Genomic DNA, 17,965 nt, shown 5'->3' with positions numbered 1-17,965 from the left:
CCTTATTAAGGTTACAGAAACTGACAGATTTTCAGAAACCGCTGTCAGGCCGACAAATTACCGGCGGCAAAAACGCTATGCTTTGCGGCCTAAAAACTCAATTTACTTCGGGCAAAACACCAAGCCCCGGAATGGTTCTATCTGAAACATTTTTACCGGGAAGCAACCAACGGATTTCCAACCCTAAAATCGGCTCGATGCGGTTGCGTTTGCCACCCGGATCTTTTTCTACCACCACCGGGTTTCCATCACCATCCAAAACCAGATTGCCGGCAGCATCCACTTCATTTATATAGGTTGGCAGCACATTATAATATTCGGTTTGCCTGATAAAGAACGGAGTAAGCCAAAGGCGTTCGGTAGCCTGAAAGCTAAGGGCCGCGCGCAAACGTGTCCGGTCCACGGTGCGGGTTTCGGTCTGAAGATCTTCTGACTGAAAATCGTTGTAAAAAAACAATTCGTAGGAAAGGTGCGGTCTGAGAGCGCGGCCGCCTAAAATAAAATTGAAATTCCGCTCCAGCGCCACCATTGGCCGTAACCTGCCCATGCCATCGCTTTCCGCAAACCGCATCAGATCATAAGAAATTCGTTTTATGAAATCCGTTTTGCCAATTTTGCCGTTATGTTGCAGCGCAGCCTGGTAAACCTGGTTGTTGTTGCGCCGGTCTAACGTATAACGCGCCGAACCCCCGGCCCGCCAGTGATCTGAAAGTTTCTGGTCGTAACCCAACTGAAAATAAACCTGATAAAGATTAATATCTTCTATCAGTCCGTAAGAATTGGTGTTGTGGCGAAGCTCGGTTTTGAAAAAGAAAAAACTCTGGTTTGGCAAAAAATAATCGGCCTGCAGATCGCCCCAGATCATAGGTTCGGAATGGGTTTTCTGAGCTTGCGCAAAAATATTTCCTTGCAGGTAAAAGCCCAGACCGAGCAATAAAAGCAGTTTTTTAGTCATTTTTAATAGCGTTTCTGAAGCCTGATACGCAGTAATCTGATCCAAAGCCGGATATTTTATTTCAACCGATTCTCAACTACAAAGAAGAATTCCGGCACGAAAAAGCAACTAAACCAATCGATATGCCGCCGGCTGAAGCCTGTTTTACATCTGCGCTTTCAAACGCAACCTGCATTAGCAAACAGCTTTACGCATGCTTTTCAGGAAGTTTAATTCGAATTATTCAATTGTTCCAGTGCCAGCCAAGCCATTAAACCACTGCCAATTTCAAGCGCACTTTCATCAATATCGAAGGTTGACGTATGCACCGAAGAAGTAATGCCCCGGCTTTCGTTGCGCGTACCCAGACGATAAAAGCAAGCTGCCGTTTCCTGCGAATAATAGGCAAAATCTTCGGCCGCCAGCCACAGATCAAGATCCACCACGTTTTCTGCGCCCAGGTAACTTTCGGCAGCTTCGCGGGCTTTAGCGGTTAAATTCGGTTCGTTCTGCAAAAAAGGGTAGCCTTTCAGGATCGTAAACTCGCAACTTCCGCCCATGGCTTCGGCCATTTCTTCAGCCATTTTTTTCATTTTCACGTGCGCTTCCGCGCGCCATTTTTCGTTCATGGTCCGGAAAGTACCTTCCATTTTCACCTCATCCGGAATTACGTTGGTAGCGCCATTGGCCTGCACTTTGCCAAAAGATAAAACCGTCGGAATTTTCGGGCTGGCAACGCGGCTCACAATTTGCTGCAACGCCACCAGAATATGCGCCGAAATGATTACCGGATCGATGTTCATTTCCGGAATAGCCGCGTGGCCGCCTTTGCCTTTTACGGTTACATAAATTTCATCGGCGCTGGCCATATACATGCCGCTCCGGAACCCCACTTTGCCGGTTTCTAAAAGTGGAAAAACGTGCTGCCCCAAAATAGCTTCCGGAGCCGGATTCTGCAGTACGCCTTCTTTGATCATTAAACTCGCGCCGCCCGGAAATTTCTCCTCGCCCGGCTGAAAGATCAGTTTTACCGTTCCTTCAAAATCGTCTTGCAACTCGCTTAAAATCCGGGCCGTACCTAACAAAGAAGCTGTATGCACATCGTGTCCGCAAGCATGCATCAAGCCTTCGTTCTTCGATCTGTAAGCAACATCGTTCTTTTCAAAAATGGGTAAAGCATCCAGATCGGCTCGCAAAGCAATTACTTTCTTCTCCGGATTTCTGCCTTTTAGAAGTACTACCAAACCGGTTCCGGCCATATTCTTAGCTTTCAGCCCGTAACTTTTCAGCGTATTTTTCACAAATTCCGAAGTCTGAAATTCCTGGAAAGAAAGTTCAGGATTGGCATGAATGTGCTGACGGATGTTTACGGTATCGTTCGCAAATTCGGAAGCTAATTGCTTTACGCGGGCTTTAAGGTCGGACATATTGAATGTGCTGTTTTTTGAATGTGCTAATATAAAAAGACCCCACAGTTATTGAAATCTGTGAGGCCTGTATGTTTTAAAAACGCTATGCTTTGAAGCTGAAAAACTGCTTTACTTTGGGCGGTTCACGTTTATTTGCTCAGAAATGATGGAGGCATTGGGCGCTATATTCCGGAGCTGCTGCAAAACTTCATTGGCTTCCATGCGCGTGTAAAAATCACCGATCTTCAGTTTAAAGGTTGGCTGCACGTAAGTTAAATATTCGCGTTCTTCCGGCAGCTGATTTACCACCGTTTTACGCAGATCGAAAGCCGTTTTACGGTCGTTGCCTGTATAAACCAGAATGCGGTAGCCTTGGGCATATTTAATATTTTTATTCGCGGCAGCCAGCGTATCGAGCAGCATTTCTACTTTTTCGTTTACGTGGTTGGTAGGCGCAATAGCCGCAGCTGCCGTTTCTGAAGGCGCCGCCACTTTCGGACGATACGCACTCAGATCTTCGGTACGCACTTTTTTAGCGTTTTTCCTTACCGTTTTTCCGGTTTCAGTGGTTGCAGTTTTATTATCGCCGGAAGTCCCCGAAGCTTTGGAACCCGCACACGCCGACAAAATGCCAAAAAAGAGTACGGTTACTAAAAGCTGATACTGTTTTTTCATCTGCAATATTTTATTTTTCATGCGCCGGAAATTTTAAAACCTGAAAAGCAAATTACTTCTGCATAAGTGCTACACCCGAAGAAGTTCCTATACGATCGGCACCGGCGGCAATAAGTTCTAAGGCAAATTCACGCGTTTTAATTCCGCCGGATGCTTTAATTTTAATGTGTTCCGGCAAATTAGCGCGCATAATTTCCACGTCTCTTACGCTGGCCCCACGACTGGCAAAACCGGTAGAAGTTTTCACGTAATCTACGTTCGCACCCGCGCACATTTCGCAGATCTGCACCAGTTCTTCTTCGGTAAGCAAAGCGGTTTCCACAATTACTTTCAGCACGGCATTTTTAAAATGGCAAAGTGTAGAAAGCTGTTCAATTTCTTCCTGCACTTCCGAAAAATGACCGCTTTTAAAAGCCGCCACGTTTATTACCATGTCAATTTCCGTAGCGCCTTGCGCCAGGGCTTTGTGCGTTTCAAAAAACTTTACGTCCGCGAGCGAGTACCCCAACGGGAACCCGATCACGGTCGCAATATTTACCGAAGTTTCGGCCAGTGCTTCTTTTGCGGTACGCACGTAACACGGCGGCACGCACACGGCTGCAAACTGATGTTCCCTGGCTTCGGCGCAAAGTTGCAGAATCTGCTCCTGGGTAGCATCCGGCCGAAGCAACGTATGATCGATGTAAGCTGCCAGGTTCATATTCCGTTCCGTTTTTAGTCTTCAATCAGTACACAACGGTTGTGCATCAGATCGTCTTCTACGGTTTTGTATTTCACATCGCGCACCACGCGGCCATCGGCATACTGCACGCTTACTTTTTCGTTGCGGTTAGCAACTTTAACAGCGCGTACCGGTTGCTGCTTTGGCACTTCCGGCGCGTGCGGAATCTGCGTTTGGTTTTCCATCAGGTCTTCCGGTCCGGCGCCTAAAGAATTCAGGCCCGATTCGTGTTCCAAAGTCAGTTTTGGCTGTAGCACATGTACCGGCTCCGGTGCTTCCTGCACTTCCTGCTGCTGTTCCACCGGAATATCAGCCCGCGAAAGGAAAGCTACCGATTCTTCGTTTACCTTACCGATCATGCGTTTGAACAACTCAAAAGACTCGAATTTGTAAACCAAAAGCGGATCTTTCTGCTCGTAAACCGCATTCTGAACCGATTGCTTCAGGTCGTCCATCTGGCGTAAATGCTGCGTCCAGGCCTGGTCGATGGTGTTCAGCACGATGGTTTTTTCCATCACTTTGATCAGCTCTTTCGAACGGGTCTGGAAAGCTTTTTCCAGGTTTGCCACTACCGAAATTCCTCTTTTGCCATCGGTGAACGGCACGGCAATATTCTGGATGTTCGGCCCGCTGTTAATATGAATATCGGCAATAACCGGGAACGAATGCTCCTGAATGTGCGCGTTTTTGGTGATGTAATGGTTCAGCGCTTCGTTATAAAGTAGCTGCGTCAGATCATCCGCAGATTTGCTTGAAAGATCGGCTGCTGTAATCGTGGTATCGAAACCGAAAACGCGGATAATATTCAGCTCGAAATTCTCGAAATCGTTGGTGAGTTTATGGTTCAGTACCATGTCTTCACTCGCATCGAAGATCATGTTCCAGATATCGAGTTCCAGACGTTCGCCGTGCAAAGCGTTGCGGCGGCGTTTGTAAACTACTTCGCGTTGCGCATTCATCACGTCGTCGTATTCCAGCAAACGTTTCCGCGTTCCGAAGTTGTTTTCTTCCACTTTCTTCTGCGCCCGCTCAATCGAGCTGGAGATCATCGAATGCTGAATTACTTCGCCTTCTTCTAAGCCCATTCTATCCATTAAACGCGCAATCCGGTCGGAACCGAACAAACGCATCAGGTTATCTTCTAAAGAAACGAAGAACTGCGAAGAACCCGGGTCACCCTGGCGGCCGGCACGACCACGCAACTGACGGTCTACGCGGCGCGATTCGTGACGCTCGGTACCGATAATGGCCAGACCACCGGCAGCTTTAGATTCCGCAGTCAGTTTAATATCGGTACCACGACCAGCCATGTTGGTTGCAATGGTTACGGTGCTTGGTTTACCGGCTTCAGCTACAATTTCTGCTTCACGCTGGTGTTGCTTGGCGTTCAGAACCTGGTGGTTGATGCCGCGCATTTTCAGCATCCGGCTTACCAACTCTGAAATTTCTACTGAAGTTGTACCTACGAGTACCGGGCGGCCGGCTTTGGTCAGTTCTACAATTTCATCGGCTACGGCATTGAATTTTTCGCGAACGGTTTTATAAACTTTATCGTGGCGGTCGTCGCGGGAAATAGGGCGGTTGGTTGGAATAGCTACTACGTCCAGTTTGTAAATTTCCCAGAATTCGCCGGCTTCCGTTTCGGCTGTACCGGTCATACCGCAAAGTTTATGGTACATCCGGAAATAGTTCTGCAAAGTAACGGTGGCGTAGGTTTGCGTGGCGTCTTCTACGTTTACGTTTTCCTTCGCTTCAATGGCCTGGTGCAAACCATCGGAGTAACGGCGACCTTCCATAATACGGCCGGTCTGCTCATCTACAATTTTAACTTTGTGGTCGTCGGTTACAATATATTCGGTATCTTTTTCGAATAAAGTGTAAGCCTTAAGTAACTGGTTTATGGTGTGGATACGCTGCGATTTTTCGGAGAAATCGCTGATGAGTTTTTCCTTCGCGTGTACTTTTTCTTCGTTATTAAGCGTCTTAGAGTTCTCAATATTAGCAATCTCCATGCCGATATCCGGCATAATGAAGAAGTGCGGATCTTCGCCCTGCGCTGTAATTAAGTCAACGCCTTTTTCGGTAAGCTCGATCTGGTTATTCTTTTCATCGATGGTGAAGAAAAGTGGCTTATCGGCTTCCGGCATCTGGCGGGAATTATCCTGCAGGTAGAAATTCTCGGTTTTCTGCAGAATGGCGCGGATCCCGGTTTCAGAAAGGAATTTAATTAAAGCTTTGTTCTTTGGCAAACCACGGTAAGCGCGGAATAAAGACACACCGCCTTCGTTGGTATTACCTTCTTTTATCAGTTTTTTTGCTTCAACCAGGAAATTATTTACAAGTTTCCGCTGCGCTTCTACCAGCATGGCAATACGCGGTTTCAGTTCGTAGAATTCGTGCTCATCGCCGCGCGGAACCGGGCCGGAAATGATCAAAGGTGTACGGGCATCGTCAATTAAAACGGAGTCAACCTCATCTACCATGGCGAAGTGGTGCTTGCGTTGTACCAGTTCTTCCGGGTCGCGGGCCATATTATCGCGCAGGTAATCGAAGCCAAATTCGTTGTTCGTTCCGTAAGTAATATCAGAGCGATACGCGTTACGGCGGCTTTCGGAGTTTGGCTGGTGTTTGTCGATACAGTCAATTGTAATGCCGTGGAATTCGAAAAGCGGCGCCATCCATTCGGAGTCACGTTTAGCCAGGTAGTCGTTTACGGTTACTACGTGCACGCCGCGTTTTGCAAGCGCATTCAGGAAAGCCGGCAGCGTTGCAACGAGCGTTTTACCTTCACCGGTCTGCATTTCGGCAATTTTACCCATGTGCAATACGGTACCACCAATCAACTGTACATCGTAATGCACCATATTCCAGGTAACTTCCGTGCCGGCGGCCATCCATTTGTTGTGCCAGATGGCTTTGTCGCCTTCTATCTGTACGTTTGGTTTACGGCTGGCAAAAGCACGGTCCAGATCGGTAGCGGTTACTACTAACTTTTCGTTTTCGGAATAACGGCGGGCGGTATCTTTTACGATTGCAAAAGCCTGCGGTAATACTTCTAAAAGCACTACTTCCAGGTCTTTGTTCCGCTGTTTTTCCAGTTCGTCTATCTGGTTAAAGATATTCTCTTTCTGTGTAATATCCAGATTTGTTTCGTTCTGAACGCGGGCGTGTAAAGCGGCGATCTGCTCGTCTATCGGCCGTAAACGCTCATCGATTATCGCTTTTACCTCCTGGGTTCGCTGGCGTAACTGGTCGTCAGATAAACCGGCCAGTTTGGCGTATTCCTCGTTGGTACGCGTTACGTACGGCATTACTTCTTTAATATCCCGCTCCGACTTCGTGCCAAACAACTTCGCGACGGTTTTTCCGATTAGATCGAACATTTCTTTCGTTAATTTTTAAATTCTGTAGTAGTAACCTCAAAAATACGCGGTATTTCCGAATAATGGAAGCAAGGCACTCGAAAACAATGCCATAAAGGCCAAATACCGGTAGTGCTGACAAACTTGCGGTTTTTCAGTAAAAAACCATAGCGTTTCTTATTTATTATTTGCGCGCTGTTGCAAAATCTATCTAAGAAATTATGCTTAAGTTTTTGATGCTTAAAGCATAACATCACGAAAACACAACTCAAAGCAGCCTGACAAAACGCTAGGATTTCAGCTGTTAAAATCCGAAAAAAATTATAGCTGCATTACGGAAGCAGAAAAATTTATTGTTCAGGTTTAAAGTTTAAAGGGCCTTATTTTATAAAAAACAGCCGCTTTGGCTTTTTGTTGCAAGCCTCAGCCGTGAACATCGAAGCAGCTGTTTCAGACTTTTTCTTTCCAAAATGCTACCGTTTTTAAAGCAAAAACTGCTTATAAACTTACGCCGTCCGGCAATTAACTCCTGAAAACAAGCTGAAATTCGATCACATTTTTCCAACCGGAAGCCGTTTTAAGCCAGTCTTTGTGTAAGCCACACTCCTCAAAACCCGCTTTCCGGAACAACTGTAAACTCGCAAAATTATCTTCCGGCACGGATGAATAAAGCTGGTGCAAGTTCAATAAATTCTGAGCATAGTTTTTCAGCAATTCCATAGCCGCAGACGCATATTTATTTTTCCGGAAACCTGCTAGTACGCTTATTCCCACGCCAGCGCGCAAATGCTGCGGTTCAAAATCGAAAAGATCTACCGCACCAACGGCCCCATTATTTTGCTCTTCAATTACAAAGCGCAGCTGGCGGGTTTCATAAATATCGGCGGCGGCATTTTCCAGGTATTTCTGCAGCACAAACCGCGAATACGGAGCCACCGAATTGCTCACTTCCCAGATCGAAGCATCGTTTTCCAGCGCATACAAAAAATCAAGATCGGTGGGTTCGAGGGCGCGCAAACTGATGTTTTCAGAAGATAGGAACATGCTTGATTGTTGATTGTTTTTAATAATAATTTCGATTGCCCCCCTTTGGAGGGGGTTAGGGGGGAGGATCACGCATTGCCGATAAAAAAATCTGATAACGTAAAAATCCTCCCCCTACCCCCTCCAAAGGGGGACTAAAAAAATGCTAAGACTTTTTTACTCAAAAACGCTATCTTTTTCAGGCTAAAAACTCGACCATTTGCGCCGGAACTTCGCCTTTAAAAACCTGAACAGCGGGGCCGGTTAAATAAATATCGGTAAAATGTTCGCCGGCTTTTTTAAACGAAACTTCCAGCTTGCCGCCTGGCGTTTCAATTTTCACCGGACTTTCCAGCCCTTTTAAAGATGCCGCCAAAGCCGAAGCAGTTACGCCGGTGCCGCAGGAATACGTTTCATCTTCCACGCCGCGTTCGTAAGTCCGGATGTACAAACTTTTATCAGTGCGCATTTCCGCAAAATTCACGTTGGTACCTTCCTGTTTAAAACGGTCGTTATACCGAATGCTTCTGCCTTTTTCAAAAACGTTTTCCTCCGCTACGTTTTCGCCGAAGGTTACGTAATGCGGCGAACCGGTGTTCATAAAATAAAAATCCGTACCGCATTCCACGCCGTTCACTTCGTTCATTTTCAGTGAAACCAAGCCGCGTTCTATCGTTGCTTCGTGGTCGCCGTCTGCGGCCAGAAATTTCGTTTTATCCTGAAAAACGCCCAGGAATTTAGCGAACGCTACCGTACATCTTCCGCCGTTTCCGCACATGGAACCTAAACGGCCGTCGGCGTTAAAATACACCATTTCGAAATCGTAGCCGGCTTTGTTGCGCAGCAGGATCAGGCCATCGGCGCCAATGCCAAAACGGCGGTGACAAAGGTGTTTCACCAGATCATGATCTTCCGCCGGAAATTTTTCGGCGCGGTCGTCTATCATTACGAAATCGTTGCCGGTGCCCTGGTATTTGTAGAATTGTATGGTCATAAATGAAATAAAAACGATATCAAAATTGGCTGAAAAAGTCAGTTCTTCCTCTTCCACTCTTTAAATCCAACTGCATCTTTCCTGATTTCCTTTCTCCAGATTTTCCCAAACTTGGTTTCTAAATAATCAAAAATTAACCAGTTATAATTTATTAAACATTGCTGTTGAGCACTATTACATCCATAACTATGGAAACGAACATTATATCTTTTTTCGAACGCTTCATCTGTTGTATATTCTATGATTGCGATACCTCCAAGCACATAAATAAAAGCACTATCATTTTTAATATCCTGTTGGGCAAAATTTTTTGCAGCTTCATTGCATTTAGATATTAACCTTAACTTAGCATGATTTGGCATCGAAGAGCTGAGAATAATAGAATCGTATTTAGCATCTTGAGAAAGTAAAGATTCCTGGGCTAAACAAATTTGACTAAGAATTAAAGAAAATAAAAAACAAAGAAGTCTGGTCATTTCTAATGCTATTAATCACAAGTAGCTACCGCAAGTTCCGAAAAACAAATCCAACAACCAATAACGAACAACCAACAACTAAAAAACGCCTACCTTTGCAAGCAACGTTTTGCCTTAAATTTACGACTATATTAATATGTATTCCTTTCTCACCGTTTCTAACTGGCCCGATTACGAACTGATCGATTCCGGCAATTTCGAAAAGCTGGAGCGTTTCGGCGATTTCGTATTGGCCCGTCCGGAACCGCAAGCCATCTGGGACAAAGCCCTTTCCGAAGCTGAATGGAAAAACCAGGCGCAGGCCATTTTTAAGCGCGAAAAAGGCAGCACCGAGCGCGGACAATGGATGCTGAAAAAGAATATGGCCGAGCAATGGTTCATTAATTACAACTACAAAGACCTGAAGCTGAAGTTTCGGTTGGGGTTGAGCAGTTTTAAGCACGTAGGGTTGTTTCCGGAGCAGGATGCTAACTGGAAATTCATTTACGACCAAAGCAAAGCCATTCCGAACGCCAAAGTTCTGAATTTATTTGCCTACACCGGCGGTGCCAGCTTAGCGGCCCGCGGCGCCGGCGCGCAGGTTACCCATGTAGATTCGGTAAAACAGGTCAATTTCTGGGCCCGCGAAAACATGGAAGCCAGTGGCCTGAAAGACATCCGCTGGATCGTGGAAGACGCCATGACCTTTGTGAAACGCGAAGTGAAACGGGGCAATAAATACAATGGCATTATTTTAGATCCGCCGGCTTACGGTCGCGGGCCGAACGGCGAAAAGTGGCAACTGGAAGATGAAATAAACGAAATGCTGAAACTCTGCGCCGAACTGCTGGAACCGAAGAACAGTTTCCTCGTTATTAATTTATACTCGCTCGGTTTTTCGGCCTTAATTCTGGAAAACCTCATGAATCAGACCTTCAAGTTCCCCAAAAAGCAACAGGAATTGGGGGAGATATATCTTCAGGACCAGAATCTTCGTAAGCTGCCTTTGGGCACTTTTTTCCGCTTCAGCACGGTTGCCGCCAAACTTTAAAATACTTCCGTTTATGAAACCGCAACGCATTGCCCTCATCGATCTTGGAACCAATACGTTTCACCTCATGATCACCGAAATCGACGATTACGGGCACGGCACTGTATTGCTGAAATTGAAACTGCCGGTAAAACTGGGCAAAGGTGGCATTAGCGCCGGCGAAATTGCGCCCGATGCCTGGGAACGCGCCTTAGTTACGCTCGAATCTTTTAAAGAACGCATGGAGGAATTCTGCGTGACCCGCGTAAAAGCTTTAGCCACCAGCGCCATGCGCAACGCCAGCAACGGTCCGCAATTGGCCGAAGAGATCTGGCAAAAATTTGGGATTGAAATTGAAATAATAGATGGCAACCGCGAAGCAGAACTCATTTATTTAGGCGTGCGCAGCGGCGTAAAAATGGGTTTTGAAAAGAATCTGATCATCGATATTGGCGGCGGCAGCGTAGAATTTATCATTGCCAACCACGAAGCCATTTTCTGGAAACGCAGCTTCGAAATCGGCGCCCAGCGTTTGCTCGATCATTTCTTCAAACATGATCCAATTCCTGAAAATGAAATTGCAGCCGAAAAGGAATTTTTATTTCACAAACTTCAGCCTTTAACCGAAGCCATCCGCGAATTCCAGCCCAAAACGCTCATCGGTTCTTCCGGCACTTTCGATACGCTTTGCGACATTGAAGCACTGAAACACGGTTACAACCGCTTAGAAAATTCGCAATCGGAATGGGATTTACCAATAGAAGCATTTTACCGCATTTACCACGAAATTCTGCCCATGAATCACGCCGAGCGTTTAGCCATTCCGGGCATGATCGAAATGCGGGCCGACATGATCGTGGTAGCCTTAATTCTGATCGATTTTATTTTGCAGGAATTTAAAATGGAGCGCATCCGCGTTTCCGGTTACGCTCTGAAAGAAGGCATGCTGCAGGAATTGCTTTCGTTGAAAACTGCTTAATTTGGTTGTTAGTTGTTGGTATTTAGACTTTTCAAACTGAAAACGCTACCGTTTTTGCACTAAAAAGTAAAGCCGCCCGGAAATTTCCGAAGCGGCTTTTTTCTTTTCAGGTTTCTCAGAAACGCTATACTTTTTTGCAAAAAAAGTCCGTTCTCCGCTCTTCCAGATTTGTAATCCGGAAGTTTTGAGCTTTCGGATTTGTAATCCGACTTTTTCCATGAAAAAGCCTACCGTTTTTTGGAGTTAAGTTTTTCATTTTGCGCACTGTGCAAAGTAGATTGTAAATCCGCAGCTCCCGGCTTCCGGATTAAAAAATCCGGAAGAGCAATGTAGCAACACTTTTTCACCTCGAAAGCCTACCGTTTTTCAAAACGCTATGCTCTTCCGCTTAAAAAGGCGTTCAACCTTCCTCCTTACTAAACTTAACAATCAGCGAAACTACAATCCCGGCACCGTTTGGTTCTTCGGATATTTTACTGAGAATTTCAGCGGAATTTTCTTTGTTTCGTTCGGTTTCAGGTTCAGGTTCCAGGTAATTTTACCGGTGGCTTTATCGAGGTTGCCGTTGCTGCCTTCTTCCAGTTCCACTTCAATTTCTTTGTTGTTGCTCACCGGTATCTGGTCTTCTATAGCAATTTCCAACGGCTCGTTTTTCGTATTCCGGACTGCAATTAAATAACTTCTATCTTCTTTCCGGGTGTTGCCCAGGAAGCTTTTGCTCTTCTGTTCTTTCACTTTTTCACGCGTGATCACTACCCTTTTGTCGCGGCCCAAAGAAACTTTCAGCGTATCGCCGGTGGCTTGCGGGTTCAGTACGGTTTTGCCGGTGAAAGTGCCTTCCATAAAGATATTGGCTTCGCCGGGCAGAATATTGTACTCGTCCCAGCCGGTAAGTTGCGCCAGTAAAAAAGCATCGGTACTCAGTTTAGGCACCGCCGAATATTTGTACGTGGCCGGCACATCGTATTGCTGAACATCTACCAGTTGCCGTTTGCCATCGGAAGGAACTGAATAAGGAATTCCGATCTTGAAATTAACTGAAAGTGAGCTTTCCGTGGTTTGGGTGTAATCGGAAACCACGTCTGCTGCCATATCTCCCCAGCCGTCTTCCATGGCATCAGGAGGCGCCGCCGATTCATTTATGCTTCGAGTAACCGGCATTTTTGCCGCCGAACGCATAGAAAACCGTTTCGATTTTGCCACAGTAACTTCCGACAGCGTTTGGTTAAAATACAAATACCAAGGCTGTAATTCCGGTTTGGTTGCGCCAATAGTAGGATTTGTGGTAGCCAGCGTTAAATTCACATTGTTCCAGCTTACGCCTGTATTCTGATACACATTGGCTTTATAAAACAACTTCATCGGGCTTTTGGTGTTGGTAGCGCGCAGATCGTACGTTGGTTGCCAGCCGGCGTTGTAAACTACATAACTTATTTCCAGATTCAGCGGCGTAGCGTTTTCTGCCGAAACGTTTACCAGGATGCGTCCCGTTGGCAACGCCCGGCGGTTGTTCATTTCGCCTAACTGGTTGCGTAAATTCTGGGCTTTCTCGTTTAAAATCTTCAGTTTGATCTCGTTTTTCAGGATATTGGCCCGAATAGCGTTAAGCCTTTGGCGGAAAAAATCGGCAATATCTTCTAGGTCATCCAGTGTAACGCCTTTCTCGCCGCCAATGCTTTGGTTTGCCAATATCATACCTTCTTCCTTCCGGAAAATATCGATCTGATCGTTCAGCGTCCGGATCTGGTTCGTATAATTTTCCAGCGAATCTTCTACCAGCAAAACATCTTTGGGCTTGGTTTTTCCGGCCAGGTAATTATTCTCGTACCGAATGCTGAGCAACGTAGCTTTTCCTTTCGCTTCTACCTGTAAACTGGCCGCATCGAGCTGCGAAGGCACATTTATAATGGCTACCTCGGTTTCGCCGGCCGTAATATTGGTTTTAACGGTACTGAAAACCTGGGCGCGTTGCAAAAAAACGGTTACATCTTTTACGGTAGCCGAAACCTCTTTCCGGTTCTGCGCCTGCGCGCCGGCTGCTGCTAAAAATGGTATCAGAATCAGCGCAAAAACTCTGATAACTGACTGAGGAATAACATGCATGGTAGCAAAAATTATAAATGAATGGAATGATAACTGCGGCAAAGCTCGGAATTTTCTACTGAAAATGTGGTACTTTTACCCCATCAACGCTTTATATAGATGTTTTCATATAATCACCTTTTCAATTTCGCCCAACAGGTTTTTCAAAGCATGGGTTGCTCCGAAGAAGATGCCCGTCTGGCTACCGAATGCCTGCTGGCCGCCGACCTGCGGGGCGTAGATTCGCATGGAATTGCCCGTTTAATTGGTTATGTGCGCCTCTGGGATGCCGGTCGCATCAATCCGAAACCTGAAATCAGGATCGTGCATGAAACGCCGAGCACCGCCACTGTAGATGGAGACTCCGGTTTAGGGCTGGTTGTTGCACCCAAAGTGATGGATATTGCTATTAAAAAAGCAGAAAATGCGGGCAGCGGCTGGATCTCGGTAAAAAATTCGAATCATTTTGGCATTGCCGGTTACCACGCCATGCGCGCCCTGCCGCACAACATGATCGGCTGGGCCATGACCAACGCCAGTCCATTGGTTTCACCTACCAACGGCCTCGACCGCCTTTTAGGCACTAACCCCATAGCTATTGCTATTCCGGCCAACGAGGAACCCGATTTTATTCTTGATATGGCTACCACTACGGCGGCAAACGGTAAACTGGAAGTATTACAACGCAAAAAACAACCCGCTCCGCTCGGCTGGATTCAGACCAAAAACGGCGAAGATTCTACCAACCCCGAAGAGCTGAAACTGGGCGGCGCCATGTTACCTTTAGGCGGTGCATCGGCCAGTTATAAAGGGTATGGTTTGGGTTCGGTAGTAGATATTTTTTCGGCAGTGCTTTCCGGCGCCAATTATGGTCCGTGGGTACCGCCGTTCGTAAGTTTCTTACCATTACCCGAAAATCCGGTAGGCGAAGGTATCGGGCATTTTCTGGGCGCCATGCGCGTAGATGGTTTCCGGCCGGCCGATGAATTTAAAGCCCACATGGATAACTGGATCCAGACATTCCGGAATTCCAAAGCGAAAGCAGGTGAAACGGTGCTCATTCCCGGCGATCCGGAACGTATTATTTCTGAACAGCGACTTCAGGAAGGCATTCACCTACTCGACCCGGTTATTAAAGACCTGGAAGAACTGGCAAAGAAGTTCAGCTTAACGTTCTAAAAAACGCTATGCTTTTGGCCTGAAAAAGTACCTTGCCTGAAAACAAAAAAGGCCTGCAGAATAAACTTCGGCAGGCCTTTTTTATATAGAAACGATACCGTTTCTATATAATATTTTCGTTGTTGTAAAACGCTTCCATGGCCATTTTCTGGTTCAGGAAACGAGAATCATATTCATGGCCCGAAGCATGTAGAAAAAGAACCGTGCGGTCCTGTACCTGGTTAATTACCTCCTGGTGCAAACCCATTGGCAGCGCCGGGCAACCTTCACTGCGACCTAACCAGCCATTCTGGTTAATAAAATCTTCACTCACATAATCGGCGCCATGCATTACAATATCGCGCAAGCGGGCGTTCGAATTAAATTTTTCATCCATGCCATCGAGCTTCAGACTTAGGCCGTGGCGGCCAATATACGTTTCGCCGGTCACGTAAAAACCCAGGCTACTCATATTCGAATCGTCGGTATTAGAGAAGTTTTTAGCTTTGGTACCCCCAGAATTTTTACCGTGCGAAACATAGGTATTTTCCAGCACTTCCCGGTTTTTCAGATCAATCAGCCAGAAACGCTTTTCGGTAGAAGGTTTATCAAAATCTACCACGCTCAGCAATTGTTTATCCGAAAGCAAACCCGCATTTCTCAGGTTAAGGTACCCGATCATTGCTTTATCGAAAACCTCGAAAGCCATGCCTTGCTTTTCCAGCCCTGCCTCTTCGTAGATCTCCAGCAAGTTCATCTGGAAATTCGACACTTTCAGGGCATGCAATTTTGCTTCCGCTTCAACATTTATGTGGGTGGCAACGTTACCGCGGGCTTCCACCGTTTTAGAGGGAGCCGTTAAAGTTGCAAAGAACAGGGGTGCAAAAAAAGGCAGCACCCGGGTAGCAAATCGCTTACCTTTCACCATGTTTCGTTTGTTTTGTACGTTGCCCATTTTTATTGAATGCTAAAGTTGAATTACTCGGTTTAAAAAGGCTTTTACTAGTGTGTTAAGCCTGGAATAATTTATACGGGAATCAAAAATGCGGGAATTCCGCTGGTAGATTAACACAGATTAGTACAAAATCATTCCCGGAAAACTCCTTTATTTAGAATAATTCTGAAAAGGGCGCTTTCTTTCGTACTTTTGCAGGGCATTTCCATACCGTTTTTGGAAAGCTTTTAAAGCAGAAAAATTATGGCAAAAGTTGCAATAAATCTTACCACGGGCAGCATTCAGCAGGAAGATATGGTGGTTGGTATCGACTTGGGTACTACCAACAGTTTAGTGGCTTACATGCACCCCGAACATAAAAAATCCGTTGCCATCAACGACCAGGACATGGGCGAGATCGTACCTTCGGTGGTGCATTTCGGCGAACACGGCGAGGTGAAAGTGGGTAACGAAGCGAAACAATTCCTGATAACCGATCCGGCCAATACCATTTATTCGGTGAAGCGCTTGCTCGGAAAATCGTACCAGGACCTGCGCGGCCACCGCGATTTCTTCGGCTACAAGATCATCGACGATAACTCCGAGGGTTTGGTGAAAGTCCGCATTCAGAATAAATTTTATTCGCCTATCGAGCTTTCCGCGGAAATTCTGAAAGAACTGAAAAAACGCGCCGAACACGCCCTGAAAACGCCGGTGAACCGTGCCGTAATTACCGTTCCCGCTTATTTCAACGATTCGCAACGCCAAGCTACCCGCGACGCCGGTAAACTGGCCGGGCTGGAAGTTCTGCGCATTGTAAACGAACCAACGGCGGCTTCTCTGGCATACGGCATCGGTTTAGACCCTTCGGAAGAAAAAACCATTGCGGTTTACGATCTGGGCGGCGGAACCTTCGATATTTCCATTTTACAAATTCACAACGGCATTTTCGAGGTGCTTTCCACGAACGGCGATACGTATCTGGGCGGCGACGATTTCGACAGAGCTATTATTGACCATTGGCTGCAGCAAAACCAGCTCGCGCCGGAAATTGTGCAGGAAAACAAATCTTTGGGTCAGGAGATCCGCTTATTAGCTGAAGAAGCGAAGAAAAAACTCAGCAGCCACGACGTTTTCAGTTCGCAAACTACTTCCGGCTTAACGTGTAAATTAACCAAAGCCGAGTTCGAAAACCTGATCGCACCGATCGTGCAGAAAACCATGAATTCGTGCAAACTGGCTTTACAAGACGCGAATTTAACGCCCGATAAGATTGATTCGGTAATTATGGTAGGCGGTTCTACGCGCGTGCCGCTGGTGTACAAAACGGTATCAGACTTCTTCGGAAAACCCGCCAACAATAGCATTAATCCCGATGAAGTAGTAGCCTTAGGCGCCGCCATTCAGGCCGACGTATTAGCCGGAAACCGCCAGGATGTGCTATTGCTCGACGTAACACCTTTAACACTGGGCATCGAAACCATGGGCGGCCTCATGGACAGCATTATTCCGCGCAACTCCAAGATCCCAACTAAAGCCGGCCGGCAGTACACCACTTCCGTAGATGGCCAGGGCAGCATGAAAATTTCCGTGTACCAGGGCGAACGCGACCTCGTAGAAGAGAACCGCAAGCTGGCAGAATTCGACTTAAAAGGAATTCCGGGTATGCCTGCCGGTCTGCCAAAAGTAGACGTAAATTTCATTCTGAATGCCGACGGGATTTTAACCGTAGAAGCCATTGAATTACGTTCCGGCGTAAAGCAAACCGTGGAAGTGAAACCGCAATACGGCCTTACCGATGAGCAGGTAGAAACCATGTTGATGGATTCGATCACGCACGCCAAAGAAGACGTTTCCACGCGCATGCTGATCGAAGCTAAAACCACCGCCGAACAAATGCTTTACCAGGTTGAGAATTTCCTGAAGAAGAACGCCGAACATTTAACCGCTGAAGAAGTTAGTATCACCCGCGCCAACGTAGAAAAACTGCGCGCCACCCTACCTGCCGGAACCAAAGACGAAATTCTGAAAGTCGTTGACGAACTGGAAGAACAAACCTCGCCGTTTGCCGAACGCGTGATGCAGATCTCCATTAAGAAAGCCATGGCCGGCAAAAAGATCGAATAGCAAAACGCTATGGTTTCAGCTTGATAAAGTAAAAGCCACTTCTAAACGAGGTGGCTTTTACTTTTTATCGGGAATTGGACAG

Annotated in this window: 14 protein-coding genes; 4 read left to right on the top strand and 10 right to left on the bottom strand. The window is 46.5% G+C overall.

Going from position 1 to position 17,965, the window contains the following annotated elements; translation table 11 throughout:
- Positions 1–97: 97 nt before the first annotated feature.
- From ACFPIB_RS00550 to ACFPIB_RS00515, 8 genes are all read right to left on the bottom strand, one after another.
- Entirely contained in the window at positions 98–1,000 is a 903-nt protein-coding gene (locus ACFPIB_RS00550) for a DUF2490 domain-containing protein (protein ID WP_378015460.1), read from the bottom strand.
- A gap of 164 nt (positions 1,001–1,164) precedes the next feature.
- Positions 1,165–2,361 carry a M20 metallopeptidase family protein gene (locus ACFPIB_RS00545; protein ID WP_378015459.1) on the bottom strand — a complete coding sequence of 399 codons (1,197 nt, stop codon included), beginning with the start codon at positions 2,359–2,361 and terminating at the stop codon, positions 1,165–1,167.
- Positions 2,362–2,472: 111 nt separating this feature from the next.
- On the bottom strand, positions 2,473–3,039 hold the full coding sequence (locus tag ACFPIB_RS00540; protein ID WP_378015458.1) for a sporulation protein: 567 nt from the start codon (positions 3,037–3,039) through the stop codon (positions 2,473–2,475).
- Positions 3,040–3,070: 31 nt separating this feature from the next.
- Complete coding sequence (gene deoC / locus ACFPIB_RS00535; RefSeq protein WP_378015457.1) at positions 3,071–3,718, bottom strand: deoxyribose-phosphate aldolase; 648 nt, start codon at positions 3,716–3,718, stop codon at positions 3,071–3,073.
- 14 nt (positions 3,719–3,732) lie between these two features.
- Positions 3,733–7,122: a preprotein translocase subunit SecA gene (gene secA, locus ACFPIB_RS00530; RefSeq protein WP_378015456.1), complete on the bottom strand. Its 3,390-nt coding sequence runs from the start codon at positions 7,120–7,122 to the stop codon at positions 3,733–3,735.
- 501 nt (positions 7,123–7,623) lie between these two features.
- Positions 7,624–8,145: a GNAT family N-acetyltransferase gene (locus ACFPIB_RS00525; protein WP_378015455.1), complete on the bottom strand. Its 522-nt coding sequence runs from the start codon at positions 8,143–8,145 to the stop codon at positions 7,624–7,626.
- A 178-nt stretch (positions 8,146–8,323) separates the two neighbouring features.
- Complete coding sequence (dapF, locus tag ACFPIB_RS00520) at positions 8,324–9,118, bottom strand: diaminopimelate epimerase (RefSeq protein WP_378015924.1); 795 nt, start codon at positions 9,116–9,118, stop codon at positions 8,324–8,326.
- 38 nt (positions 9,119–9,156) lie between these two features.
- Positions 9,157–9,594 carry an FEKKY domain-containing protein gene (locus ACFPIB_RS00515; protein WP_378015454.1) on the bottom strand — a complete coding sequence of 146 codons (438 nt, stop codon included), beginning with the start codon at positions 9,592–9,594 and terminating at the stop codon, positions 9,157–9,159.
- Positions 9,595–9,730: 136 nt separating this feature from the next.
- On the opposite strand from ACFPIB_RS00515, the gene ACFPIB_RS00510 reads away from it, so the two are divergent.
- Positions 9,731–10,624, top strand: coding sequence for a class I SAM-dependent methyltransferase (locus tag ACFPIB_RS00510; RefSeq protein ID WP_378015453.1), 894 nt, complete (start codon positions 9,731–9,733; stop codon positions 10,622–10,624).
- A gap of 13 nt (positions 10,625–10,637) precedes the next feature.
- Positions 10,638–11,582, top strand: a complete 945-nt coding sequence (locus tag ACFPIB_RS00505; RefSeq protein WP_378015452.1) for a Ppx/GppA phosphatase family protein — start codon at positions 10,638–10,640, stop codon at positions 11,580–11,582.
- 438 nt (positions 11,583–12,020) lie between these two features.
- Here ACFPIB_RS00505 and ACFPIB_RS00500 read toward each other — a convergent pair whose 3' ends face one another.
- Entirely contained in the window at positions 12,021–13,685 is a 1,665-nt protein-coding gene (locus ACFPIB_RS00500) for a DUF4139 domain-containing protein (RefSeq protein ID WP_378015451.1), read from the bottom strand.
- 99 nt (positions 13,686–13,784) lie between these two features.
- Between ACFPIB_RS00500 and ACFPIB_RS00495 the strand changes: the two genes are divergently transcribed.
- Entirely contained in the window at positions 13,785–14,843 is a 1,059-nt protein-coding gene (locus ACFPIB_RS00495; protein ID WP_378015450.1) for an Ldh family oxidoreductase, read from the top strand.
- 103 nt (positions 14,844–14,946) lie between these two features.
- Here the strand turns inward: ACFPIB_RS00495 and ACFPIB_RS00490 are convergent, their stop codons facing one another.
- Entirely contained in the window at positions 14,947–15,777 is an 831-nt protein-coding gene (locus tag ACFPIB_RS00490) for a murein L,D-transpeptidase catalytic domain family protein (protein ID WP_378015449.1), read from the bottom strand.
- A gap of 243 nt (positions 15,778–16,020) precedes the next feature.
- Here ACFPIB_RS00490 and hscA point away from each other — a divergent pair, with 243 nt between their 5' ends.
- Entirely contained in the window at positions 16,021–17,883 is a 1,863-nt protein-coding gene (gene hscA, locus ACFPIB_RS00485) for a Fe-S protein assembly chaperone HscA (protein ID WP_378015448.1), read from the top strand.
- Positions 17,884–17,965 lie beyond the last annotated feature (82 nt).

The sequence above is a fragment of the Adhaeribacter terreus genome, from assembly GCF_042657365.1.
Classification (GTDB): domain Bacteria; phylum Bacteroidota; class Bacteroidia; order Cytophagales; family Hymenobacteraceae; genus Adhaeribacter_A; species Adhaeribacter_A terreus.
Note: the sequence above shows the minus strand (reverse complement) of the source record. Positions and strands in the feature narration are given on the sequence as shown.